The organism is Micromonospora sp. CA-248260 (assembly GCF_050942205.1).
Classification (GTDB): Bacteria; Actinomycetota; Actinomycetes; order Mycobacteriales; family Micromonosporaceae; genus Micromonospora; species Micromonospora antibiotica.
In genome coordinates, this window is sequence record NZ_CP192021.1 from 4,544,426 (window position 1) to 4,556,109 (window position 11,684).

At 70.4% G+C, this 11,684-nt stretch carries 10 protein-coding genes; 1 reads left to right on the plus strand and 9 read right to left on the minus strand.

Annotation, left to right across the window (positions count from 1 at the left end; all coding sequences use genetic code 11):
* Positions 1 to 24: 24 nt before the first annotated feature.
* The 3 genes from ACQP2H_RS19540 to ACQP2H_RS19550 all read right to left on the minus strand — a co-directional run bounded on the left by ACQP2H_RS19540 (position 25) and on the right by ACQP2H_RS19550 (position 2,780).
* On the minus strand, positions 25 to 1,398 hold the full coding sequence (locus tag ACQP2H_RS19540; protein ID WP_219463269.1) for a glycoside hydrolase family 43 protein: 1,374 nt from the start codon (positions 1,396 to 1,398) through the stop codon (positions 25 to 27).
* Positions 1,399 to 1,682: 284 nt separating this feature from the next.
* The gene (locus tag ACQP2H_RS19545) at positions 1,683 to 2,117 is read right to left on the minus strand and encodes a cold-shock protein (RefSeq protein ID WP_308291102.1); all 435 of its coding nucleotides are present in this window, start codon (positions 2,115 to 2,117) and stop codon (positions 1,683 to 1,685) included.
* 318 nt (positions 2,118 to 2,435) lie between these two features.
* A complete protein-coding gene (locus ACQP2H_RS19550) occupies positions 2,436 to 2,780 on the minus strand; it encodes a winged helix-turn-helix transcriptional regulator (RefSeq protein WP_208567666.1) in 345 nt (114 codons plus the stop codon).
* A 628-nt stretch (positions 2,781 to 3,408) separates the two neighbouring features.
* Here ACQP2H_RS19550 and ACQP2H_RS19555 point away from each other — a divergent pair.
* Entirely contained in the window at positions 3,409 to 4,305 is an 897-nt protein-coding gene (locus tag ACQP2H_RS19555) for an NAD(P)-dependent oxidoreductase (RefSeq protein WP_219463273.1), read from the plus strand.
* A gap of 85 nt (positions 4,306 to 4,390) precedes the next feature.
* On the opposite strand, the gene ACQP2H_RS19560 is transcribed toward ACQP2H_RS19555, so the two are convergent.
* From ACQP2H_RS19560 to ACQP2H_RS19585, 6 genes are all read right to left on the minus strand, one after another.
* A complete protein-coding gene (locus ACQP2H_RS19560; protein ID WP_357537382.1) occupies positions 4,391 to 5,470 on the minus strand; it encodes a cellulose binding domain-containing protein in 1,080 nt (359 codons plus the stop codon).
* 122 nt (positions 5,471 to 5,592) lie between these two features.
* On the minus strand, positions 5,593 to 6,465 hold the full coding sequence (locus tag ACQP2H_RS19565) for a sugar phosphate isomerase/epimerase family protein (protein WP_219463277.1): 873 nt from the start codon (positions 6,463 to 6,465) through the stop codon (positions 5,593 to 5,595).
* Between the two features lie 5 nt (positions 6,466 to 6,470).
* Positions 6,471 to 7,658, minus strand: coding sequence for an ABC transporter substrate-binding protein (locus tag ACQP2H_RS19570; protein WP_308290820.1), 1,188 nt, complete (start codon positions 7,656 to 7,658; stop codon positions 6,471 to 6,473).
* A 12-nt stretch (positions 7,659 to 7,670) separates the two neighbouring features.
* On the minus strand, positions 7,671 to 8,654 hold the full coding sequence (locus ACQP2H_RS19575) for an ABC transporter permease (RefSeq protein WP_219463278.1): 984 nt from the start codon (positions 8,652 to 8,654) through the stop codon (positions 7,671 to 7,673).
* 2 nt (positions 8,655 to 8,656) lie between these two features.
* Positions 8,657 to 9,631, minus strand: coding sequence for an ABC transporter permease (locus ACQP2H_RS19580; protein ID WP_219463281.1), 975 nt, complete (start codon positions 9,629 to 9,631; stop codon positions 8,657 to 8,659).
* Positions 9,632 to 9,746: 115 nt separating this feature from the next.
* Positions 9,747 to 11,270: a sugar ABC transporter ATP-binding protein gene (locus ACQP2H_RS19585; RefSeq protein ID WP_357537386.1), complete on the minus strand. Its 1,524-nt coding sequence runs from the start codon at positions 11,268 to 11,270 to the stop codon at positions 9,747 to 9,749.
* Positions 11,271 to 11,684 lie beyond the last annotated feature (414 nt).

Genomic DNA, 11,684 nt, shown 5'->3' on the forward strand with positions numbered 1-11,684 from the left:
CGTCCGCCGGTGTGCCGGGTGTGGTCAGTAGCCGATCCGGAAGGTGGCGTCCTGCCGGTCGGTGGCCGGTGAGCTGCTGGTGAGCGGGTCGATGCGCAGCAGGTAGTCGTAGTGGCGCAGGTAACGGTCGGGGAAGTTGTACGACCGGAACGACGTCCACGACGAGTCGGCGAGGCCGGCCGTGCGGTAGAACGTGGCGTCGCCCCGGAACGCGCTGGTGCCGTCGTTGGCCGCCAACCGGATCGTGTAGTCGTAGTGGCGCAGGTACCGGTCGGGGTAGTTCACCGAGCGGAACGACACCCCGGCCGGGTCGGCCAGGCCGGGCACCAGGGTCCACAGTTGGTCCTGGTACGGCTCGAACGGGTACGGGTCGATGCGCGCGACGTTGTTGCCGTGCCGCAGGTAGCGGTCGGGGAAGTTGTACGACTTGATCCGGTTCCAGGTGGGCAGCCCCCAGGCGGCGGTGAGCGCGGTCAGCTCGGCCGAGGTCACCGGGGCGATCCCGGGGTGCTTGGAGTTCAGCGGCTGGGTGTACGCCCGGTCGTTGAGCAGGCTCCACGTGCCGCCTGCCACGTTGCTGGTCTGCCAGCAGAAGAACCGGCCGTTGGGGCTCCACGTGTCGCCCCACAGGTACCAGGTGTTCGCGGTGTGGGACTTGACGATCTGCGGGGCCTCGACGCCCCGACCGGGGCTGACGGCGGCGGTGTGGATGCTGAAGCTGCCCGGGTTGAGGGTGGTGGAGCGGGTGCCGAGCAGGGTGCTGTTGGTGTTGTTCTTGAAGTACATGTAGTTGACCCCGTTGACGGTGACGAAGCTGCCGTCGATGGCGTCGTAGCCGGGGTCGAAGAACGTCTGCGGGGCGGAGGCGGTCACGAAGTCGCTGGTGTAGTTCACCATCAGCACGTTGCGGCCGCCGGTGACGGCGGAGTAGACCACGGCGTACTGCCCGCGCCCGGCGTCCCAGTACGCCTCGGGCGCCCAGGCGTGGGTGGCCAGCGAGTGCACCTTGAGCAGCCGGTAGCCGGTGAAGGTGCGCAGGTCGGCCGAGTCCCAGACGTGCAGGTACTGGCTCTGGTAGTTCCAGTCGGTGCCGTTGAGGTCGGTGGCGAGCACCACGAAGCCGCCGTTCTGCTTGCGCAGGACGAACGGGTCGCGCAGGCCACGGCTGCCCAGCGTCGGGGTGGCGACGGGGCGGTTCTGGTTGAGCGGGGTCCAGTTCAGGCCGTCGCTGCTGACGGCGAGGTGCAGCCCGTAGTTGGCGGCGGTCATGCTCGGCGACTCGGTGAAGTACGCCATGACGTAACCGTCCCCGGGGGCGGCGGACGCGGTCGCGGGGCGCAGCAGGGTCGCCCCGGCCAGGGCGGCACCGGTGGCGGACAGGAGGGTGCGACGCTTCAACTGATCACCTCGGGTGGCGGGCGGCAGGGCGGCACTGACCCTCGTACGTTATCGCTAACATCGATGACGTCAAGTGTTAACACGAGCCGGAGCAGCCTGCGCAGGTTGCCGCCCACCGGACCCACGGGGGCAGGTTGCCGTCGGAGACACCGGCAGCCTCGACGGCGGAGAGCCCGTCGAGGCGGCACGGGTGCAGAGTCCGTGCGATCGATCCGTGGTCGAGGCTGCGGCGGGGCCCGGCCCCCGCCGCAGCCGTGGCGACGACGGGCCGGCCGCCGGCGGAGTCAGTCCTCCAGCCACCCGTGCGAGCGGGCGAACTGGGTGAGGTGCTGCCGGATCTGGCTGATCTGGCCACCGGTGAGCGTCGGGACCTGCTCCACCAGGAGATCGGTGATGTCGGCGCGGAAGGCGGCGGCGGTCAGCACGTCGCACTCGTCGTCGTCGGCGCGGTCGGCCGGCACGCCCGTCGCGGCCGGCACGCTGCGCGCGACGGTCGCGCGCGGTGTCACCGGGCCCGGGTTGAGCAGCCGCGCGTAGAGCGCCTTGACCCCCCGGTTCCCCTCCACCGACTCGAACTCCACCCGCATGCCCGGGGCCACGTTCGGCCGCTGATCGCCGAAGTCGTTCGCGTGGACGAAGACATCCTCGCCACCGCCCTCCGGGCTGATGAAGCCGTACCCCTTCACGTCGTCGAAGCTGAGAATCGTTCCGACCGCCACCGCGACCACCACCCCAATAACAGGAACCACCAGAACAGGAAAAAACCACCGCATCGGATGCCACCGCAAGGGTACCGCCCCCGAAGCGACACCCATGGTAAGCGACGGGTGCCCGATCTGGGGGGCACCGAGCCGCCGGGACGCGGCCCGCACCGAGCCGCCGCGTGCGTCCCGCACCGAGTTACCGCGTGTGGCCCGCACCGAGCCGCCGCGTGCGGCCCGCCTGCCGCCGCGCGGGCGGCGACGGGACGCGGTCACCCGGGACGACGGTGGGCGGTGGCGGCGGGCGGAGCCGCCCGACGCATTCCCCGCCCAAAATCAATTGTCGCCGGGCACGGGCACGGCCCGCTCCGGCAGATGTTCCCGGCCCCATGCCCCCAGGGGCTTGAGCGCCTGATTCAGCGCCTGACCGCGATCGGTGAGTGAGTATTGCACCCGCAGCGGCAGGCCCGGGGAGGTCTCCCGGTGGACGATGCCGTCGGCTTCCAACTCGCGCAGATGCTGGAACAACACCTTTTCGCTCACTCCGATGAGCCTTCTCAGCTCACCGAACCGTCGGTGCCGGTCGCTGAGGGCCCACAGGATCACGACCTTCCACTTGCCACTGATCACCTCGATCGCGGCGTCGAGTCCGCAATGCGTCGGCCGCACCCTGACACTCAATTCGCCCACTCCCCGAACGGCCGGGACGCCTTCCCCACGCGCTCCGGTGTGCCGCAGAGTCTAGCGCGCGAGGTCGCCCGGTCCCCCGTTTCGTGGGACGCCCGCCACAGGTGATCCCGGCTGCGGCGGGGGCACCCGTCATGGCCGGGGCCAGGTGCACCCGGGCCCACGGCACCAACCGTCGGGCCGACGCACGGCACGGGTCCACCCCAGTCCGGTCGCCGTCGGAATTGACTCCTGATGATCTCGAAAGTTCGCACGACGGGGGCACGGTGTGCGTCTGCTCCGGTGTCCCGGAATGCGGGCCGATTCCGGCCCCGCGCCTGGCGGCTACACCTGGTCGGCTGCCCTTTTCCGCGATCACGGAAAGGCCGGCACCACCCGACGGGCCCGGCGTCCGGAAACCCCATTCCAGCCACCCCGGGCTGGGGGAACGGCCATCGTCCGCGGCCGGCTCCGCCGGGTGGGGTGATCGGCGACCGCTCACATACCTTGCAGTAAGTGGTTGAGGGCTCATCTGCCCGCGTCTAGGCTCACCACTGTCGAATCGGCGGCGGCACCTGCTTTCTGTGTGCCGGCACCTAATCCCTTTCCTGCCTTTTCAGGAACACAGAGGAGCGTGACACCGGTGTCCGGTGACAATGGCGTACGCGTGTCGGTCGTCGGCCTCGGAATGATGGGTTCGGCCCTGGCGGGCGCATATCTCAGGGCCGGCCACCCCACGACGGTGTGGAACCGCTCCGCCAGCAGGGCGGACCCGCTTGTCGAGCAGGGCGCGCGCCGCGCGGACACGATCGCCGACGCGGTCGCCGCGAGCGACCTCCTGGTGGTCTGCGTGGTCGACTACCGGGCCCTGTACGAGATCTTCGAACCGGTGCGGGAGGCACTCGACGGCAAGACCATCGTCAACCTCACCTCCGGGGTGCCGCAGGACGCCCGGGGGGCCGCGCGGTGGGCGCAGTCCCTGGGGGCGAGCTATCTCGACGGTTGCCTCCTGACGGTGCCGCCGGCCGTCGGGCTCCCCCAGACCCTGCTGTTCTACGGCGGCCCGGCGGAGGTCTTCGACACGTACGAGTCGACCCTGAAGGTCCTCGGCGGCAACAGCGTCCTCCTGGGTGCGGACCCGGGGGTCGCCAGTCTCTACGACCTGTCGCTGCTGGGCATCCTCTGGTCGTCGCTCGCCGGCGCGCTGCACGGCTTCGCGATGCTCACCGCCGAGGGCGTCCCCGCGGCGGCGCTGACGCCGTTCGTCGGGTCCTGGATCACCCACGTGGTGCTGCCCAGCATCACGGGTGCCGCCCGGCAGGTCGACGCGGGCCGGTACGCCACCGACATCTCCACGGTGGGCCTGAACGCGGCCGGTCTGGCCAAGCTGGTGGAGGCCAGCAGGGGCCAGGGAATCCGGCCGGACGTGATGGTCCCGATCCGGGACATGCTCCGGGAGCGGGCCGGCAGCGGGCACGGCGACGAGGCGCTGGCCAGCATGATCGAGGTCATCAGGAGGCCCCGGGCCACCGCGTCGTGATCCGCCCACCCGGCCTGCACCCGCCCGACCTCCGGTCCGTCGTACGCCCACCGTGGCGGGGGTACGACGGACCGGAGGTGACGGGCTAGCGGATGGTGAAGGTCAGCGGGTTCGAGATGCCGACACCGCCGTGGGAGTCGTGGACCCGCACGGTGAAGGTCGACGACGTGCCGGCGGACAGGGGCACCTGGAACTGGTAGCGCTGCCCGCTGTTGGTGGGCGTCACGGCCAGCTTGGTCGTGCCGAGATACAACTCCACCCGACTGACGGGGTCCCCGGCGTCGGCGTCGGTGGCGTCGGCGACCAGGGTGACCGTCGTGGGTTCGAGGAAGTACGTCTGCCCACCGGGGGTGCTCAGCGCCACCGCCGGCGGGTGGTTGGTGCCGGAGGACGGGGGCGTGACGACCGTGACCAGCAGCGGAGGCGCACCACCGGACAGCGACTGGTCGGTGCCGGCCGAGACGTTGAGCACGTAGGTCGTGCTGGTCCCGGGGGCGCCGGTCGGGGGTGTCCACTGTGCGTCGAACCGGTCGCCGGTCGTCCGCACACCCTGGGCCACCGTGACGCCGTTGACCCGGAACGACACCCCGGTGATGTAGTGGCCGCCGCCCACGGTCGCGGTCGCGGCCAGCGGGACGGGGCCCGGTGCGGTGTAGACCGCGCCGACGGTCGGACTGACCCAGTTGACGTACGCCGGGTAGTCGGCGACCGGCGGCGAGGTGGTCGGCCCGGCCGTCGTCCTGCTGGGCAGGACCCCGCCGGTGCAGGCGACGCCGTTGAGCGTGAACGCCGCCGGCACGGGGTTGCTACCGAACCAGGCACCGACGAAACCGATGTTCGCGGCGCCGTTGGTGCCCAGGGTCGCGTTCCAGTTGAGGTTGGTCGCGCTGACCTGCTGGCCGGACTGGGCCCAGGTGGCGCTCCAGCCCTGGGCGAACTGCTGGTCGACAGCGGGGAACGCGAACCGCAGCGTCCAGCCGTTGACCGGCTCGCCCAGGTTGGTGACCGCGACGTCGGCGTGGAAGCCGCCGGTCCACTGGCTGGTGACGACGTAGTCCACCCGGCAACCGGCAGCCGCGTTCGCCGCACTGGCGTGCGAGACCGCGGCCATCATCGCGACGATGGCAACAACGACGGCGGCCACAGCCGTCAGCGACTTACGCATGGCACCCCTCGCCCATAGATCGTTAATCATCGATAAGTACGACGACTGTCCTGCCGTTCGGTCCTGCTGTCAAGGCACTCCGGCAGTCCTGCCGCCGGCAGGACATCAGCGCATTCACCGCATCAGCCCGCAGCGACGCGAGGGCCGGCGACGACCCCCCGTAGGTAGCGCAGACCGTCCGTGGCGAGCCGGTCCTGCGACGGGGCCAACGGACGCCAGATCGCCGCGGCGGTGGCGATGGTCTCGTTCTCCGCCGTGAACGACTCGATGCAGACCGCACCCCGGTAACCGGTCTGCCCCAGCACCGCGAAGAAGCGCGGCCAGTCGAAGTGGTCCGCCCCGGGTGAGCCCCGGTGGGTGCCGCTGACCTGGACGTGCTTGATGTACGGGCCGGCAGCGGCGAGGGCCGCGTACGGATCGGACTCCTCGATGTTCATGTGATAAGTGTCGATCATGATGCCGACGCTCGACGGCAGTCCATCGATCAGCTCGACCGTCTGCGCCACGGTGTTGACCACGCTGGTCTCGTAGCGGTTCAACGCCTCCACCCCGATGCTCACGCCACATTCACCGGCCTGCTCGGCCACCGGCGACAGGGCCCGCCGGAACTCCGCATAGCAGTCCGCCCGGGCCGCCGGTGACATCCGCCAGGTGCGCCCGACCGAGGCGTACACCGGACCACCGACGCAGGGGGCGCCGACGGCCGCCGCAGCCGCCACGCACCCCCGCAGGTACGCGACGGTCGACGCCACGACCGCCGGGGACGCGTTCACCAGGTCCCGCCCCGGCGGGGTGACCGCACAGACGCCGGCCGCGACGAGGCCGTGCGCGGCCAGCAGGTCCCGGGTCCGCACCGGGTCCCAGTCGCCGGGCTGCTCGATCGGCAACTCGACCGCGTCGAAGCCGAACGCGGCGATCCGGGGGATCAGCTCGGCGAGGGCGTCGTCGTCGACGGGCGACGCCCACACCCAGGGGTTGACGCCGACGGCGTACACCGGGCCTACTTCCAGCGCTGCGGGTAACCGGGCAGGTCGGTGCAGCCGCACATCGCGTAGTGCAGCGGCGGCATGTCCGCGTCGAGGTACCGGTCCAGGTTGTCCTGGGTGATGGTCGGCTGGGGCAGCTTCCACGGGCTGGGCACCTGCTGGCCGTCGAGGATCCGCAACGCCGCGATGATCGGGGTACGCCACTGGTAGGTCGGGTAGGTCGGCGCGATCGCGGTGAGGTTCTTGTCCTTCCACACCTTCAGGAAGTCGAGCTGGTCCTCGCCGTTGATCGGCGGCACCGGCTTGCCCGCGTCCTGGAACGCCTCGACCGCGGCGACGGCGACCGCACCCGCGTCCATCCAGACACCGTCGATGGTGCCGTACCGCTGGAGGTAGTCGTCGACGATCTTCTTGGTCTTGGCCGGGTCGCCGTCGGTGAACTCCACCCCCACCACGTCGACCTTCGCCTTGTCGAACGCCACCTTCGCGGCCGACCAGCGGGTCTCCAGGACGTCGACCCCGGGCAGGATGCGCAGGGCGAGGACCTTGCCGCCGGGCTTCATCTTCTGGCTGACGAACTCGGCGCCGGCGTGACCGAAGCCGTACCCACCGATGGGGTTGATGAACGTCACCGGGCACTTCGTGTTGACCCCACGGTCGAAGACGATCACCGGCAGGCCGGCCTTGCAGGCCGCCTCGACCGCCGGGGTGAGCGTGGCGGTGGTGTTCGGCGAGACGATCAGCGCGTCACAGCCCTTGCCGAGCAGATCGTTGATGTCGGCGATCTGCTTCTGGTCCTTGCCCTCGGCGTCGACGTGCACGAACTCCTTGATGCGGCTCTTCTGTGCCTCCACCTCGGCCTGCATCGTCTTGAACCCGACCTGCCGCCACGGGTTGTTCAGCGCGGCGTTCGAGAAGCAGATCTTGTGCGGACCAGCCTTCTTGAACGTCGCCGTGTCCACCATGGTCGGGTTGAGCATCTGCTCCCACGGCTTGTCCGCCGGCCCGGTCGGGGTCGCACCGAGCAACGCCAACTCGGCGTCGTAGTCGGCCTGGACGAAGAACTTCGACTGTTCCCCGGTCCCCGACCCGGCGGCCGAGGAGGAGGAACCGCCCGACGGGCCCGCGCCCGGTTCGTCGGTGGCGCAGGCGGTGAGGGACAGCAGGGTGACGGCGGCCAGCGCCGCCATGCAACGTCGCACTATGGATTCCCCTTATCGTGACGAAGAACGGGTTGCCGAAACCGCCACGGCGAGCAGGATGATCGCGCCCTGGACGGTGGACCGGAGGGCGCCGGAGACGCCGTAGAAGTTCATCAGGGCGAACAGCAGTTCGAGGGTCAGCGCGCCGAGCATCGCGCCGACGACCGAGCCGCGGCCCCCGCCCAGCGCGACGCCGCCGAGGACGACCGCGGTGATCGCCCCGAACTCCAGGCCCGCGCCCGCCTGGAACGACACCCCGCTGTAGCCACCCAGCAGGATCGCCGCCACGGCCGCCGCCAGCCCGCTGAGGATGAAGGCGACGGTCCGGGTACGCCAGACCCGTACCCCGCTCAGCTGCGCGGTGCGCGGATTGTCCCCGACGGCGACCAGGGTCCGACCGAAGTCCGACCGCATCAACGCCACCGCGAGCACCGCGACGACCACCAGGACCAGCAGCGCATACGGCACCCGACCGAGCAGCGGCACGTCCTCGATCGCCCGCCGGCCGAACCGCCGGAACTCCTCGGAGAGGCCACCCTTCGGTGCGCCGTCGGACCACAGGTAGACCGCGCCGACCAGGATCAGGAACATGCCCAGGGTGGTGATGAACGACGGCACCCGCAGGCGGGTCGTGATCAGGCCGTTGACCAGCCCGACCAGCGCGCCGAAGGCGAGCAGGAGCAGCACCACCGGCCAGGTCCGGGCCGGGTCGCTGTCGATCAGCCGGGCTGCGACCACCACCTGCGCGGTGACCAACGAGCCGACGGAGAGGTCGAACTCGCCGGAGACGATCACGAAGTACTGCCCGGCGGCGAGCAGGATGACCGGCGCCGAACGGCCGAGGAAGGACATCAACGACGGCGGGTCGAGGAAACTGGGCTGCCGGATGCCGACGAGCACCAGCAGCACCGCGAGGATCGCCAGGATCGGCAGCACCCCGCCGGGGCGGAGCCGGACGCGGCGCAGGGACAGCGGACGACGCTGGACGATCTGCATGGTCAGGACGCCGCCTTTCGCAGGGCCCGACGGGCGTAGACGGCGACCGCGGCGATGATGATGACGCCCCTGATCACCTGCTTGAAGAAGGCGTCCACCTCGAGCTGGTTGAAGATCGCATCGATGCTGGCCAGCAGCAGCACTCCCCCGACCGTGCCGACCACACCGCCGCGTCCACCGGCCAGCGCGGTCCCGCCGATCACCACCGCGGCGATCGACTCCAGGTCGTAGAGGCCCTCGGTGCCCACCCGGGGTGCGCCCGAGCCGAGCCGACTGGCCAGGTAGACCCCGGCGAGCCCGGCACACAACGAGCACAGCACGTGGGCGGCGACCAGGACCCGGTCGTTGCGGACGCCGGAGAGCCGGGCGACCTCCGGATCGCCGCCGACGGCGACCAGATGGTGACCGAACCGGGTCCGGGACAGCACGAACCAGGCGGCCCCGGTCACGGCGAGCAACAACAGGAACGACAGCGGCACCGGGCCGACCCGCTGATAGCCGAGGGACTGCACGAGGCCGGGCGAGGTGGCGCCGGCCGGACCGTCATAGTTGCTGTCGAGATACCCCTTGAGCAGCAACCCGACGCCGAGCGTGGCGATGAACGCGTTGATCCGCAGCCTGGTCACCAGCAGCCCGTTGAACAACCCGACACCAGCGCTGACCGCGAGCGCCAAGCCGACCGCCGGCAGCAGCGCCCCGTCGCTGCCGTTCATCGTCTCGGCCGCGACGAGGGTGCTCAGACTGATCACGTACGCCACGGAGAGGTCGAGCGACCCACCGAGAATGACAAGCGTCTGACCGACGGCGACGAACCCGAGACCGGCGGCCACGTGCAGCAGGCTGACCGTCGTGGACTGGTTGAACAGCTGACCGCCGTCGACCAGGACGACCAGCCAACCGATCGCGAGGGTGAGGGTCAGGGCCACGAACACGCCCGGCACCCGACGTCGCACCGGCAACAGCGACAGGACGCTCACTGATCGGTCTCCGTTCGCGACTGCGGGGCTCGCAAAACCGGCTCACTCCTCGCACTCACGTGGCTGCCTTTCGTTCGCGACTGCGGGGCTCGCAAAACCGGCTCACTCCTCGCACTCACCGGCCGGTCTCCGTTCGCGACTGCGGGGCGTGGCCGACGGCAAGGGCCACGACGTCCTCCTCGGTGGCGGCGGCGGGCAGTTCGCCGGCGATCCGGCCGTCGCGCATGACGACGATCCGGTCGCTCATCCCCAGCAACTCGGGCAGGTCCGAGGAGATCATCAGGACGGCCGCGCCGTCGCGGGCGAGGCGGCGGACGAGGTCGTGGATGGCCGACTTGGCACCCACGTCGATGCCCCGGGTCGGCTCGTCGAAGAGCAGGACCTGCGGGTCGAGCGCGAGCCAGCGGGCCAGCACGACCTTCTGCTGGTTGCCCCCCGACAGGAAGCGGATCTCCTGGTCGTCACCGGCGGCACGGACCTCGACGGTGGCGAGCAGTTCCCGCACGCGTCGGGTGCGGGCGGCACGACCGGAACGGGCCGCGCCGACGGCCCGGGTGGCGAGCAGCGCGTTGTCGAGCACCGACTGCCGGGGCACGATCCCCTCGCCCTTGCGGTCCTCGGTGACGTAGACGATGCCGGCCCGCATCGCGCTACGGGGTGAGCGCAGCCGGACCGGCCGGCCGTCCAGGGTCACCTCGCCGGTGGTGAACGGGGTGACGCCGAAGAGCGCCCGGGCCAGCGCGGACCGTCCGGAGCCCTGTAGGCCGCCGACGCCGAGCACCTCGCCGGCCCGCAGCTGAAGGTCGACGGCGTGCAGTTTCCGGTTGCCCGCGTCGCGGACGGCCAGCCGTACCGGCCCGAGGTCGTCGGAGGTGGCCCGGTCGGGGTAGTAGCTGGACAGCTCCCGGCCGACCATGTGTCGGACCAGGTCGTCGGTGTTGGTGTCGGCGGTGTTCACGGTGGTGACCCGGCGGCCGTCCTTGAGCACGGTGATCCGCCCGGACAGGTCGAAGACCTCGGTGAGCCGGTGCGAGACGTAGAGCAGGCCGATGCCCCGCTGTTGGAGTCGGCGCACCAACCCGTAGAGCAGTTCCACCTCGTGGTCGGCCAGCGCCGCGGTGGGCTCGTCCATGATGAGCACCCGGGCGTCCAGGGCGAGCGCCTTGGCGATCTCGACGACCTGCTGCTGGGCGACGCCGAGCCCGCCGACCATGGCGTCGGGCGCGAGGGTGGTCTCGCCGATCGAGGCGAGCAGCTGGCCGGTGCGCTCGCGCATCGCCCGACGGTCCACCAGTCCCCGGCGTACCGGCTCGTGTCCCAGGTGGACGTTCTCCGCGACGGTACGGTCCGGGAGCAGGTTGAACTCCTGGTGGATGATGCCGATCCCGGCCCGCTGGGCGTCGCGCGGGCCACGGAAGACCTGCGGTGCGCCGTCCACCTCGACGGTGCCCCCGTCGGGGGCGTACCCGCCCGAGACGATCTTCATGAGGGTGGACTTCCCGGCGCCGTTCTCGCCGACGACGGCGTGCACCTCACCGGGCGCGACGTCGAGGTCGACGCCGTCGAGGACGCGTACCCCGAGGAAGGACTTCCTGATGCCCCGCAGGGTGAGCAGCGACGCCGGTGGCGGATCTGGCATTCCGGGAACCCTCACAGAAAGTAGTCATCGACGTGGTCCGCGCCGCGCCGCCGGATCGTGCGGAGGGCTGGTAGGGCCGGCTTTTGCCTGCTGCCGCAGGTGCTTACGTCTCGACGACGCAAACTTTCCTTGACATCGACGAAACATCACACGTATGAAGATAGATGTTTCGATGCGTGTCCACAATCCTCCTCCCGACGCAATTCCCAGGCCGACCCCTTCCACTCGGCACCGAAGCCGGGTCGCAGCACCCCCGGGCGACCACCGTCAACCCGTCGAAACATCGAACCTCTTCGAAGCCATTGACACGTATCGATGACTGAACCATCCTGACGTCGCGGCCCACGGGACGAGAACACGAGCCATGTCACTTTCTGTGACCTCTGCGGGGCGGACGGCCGTTACGGCGGACGG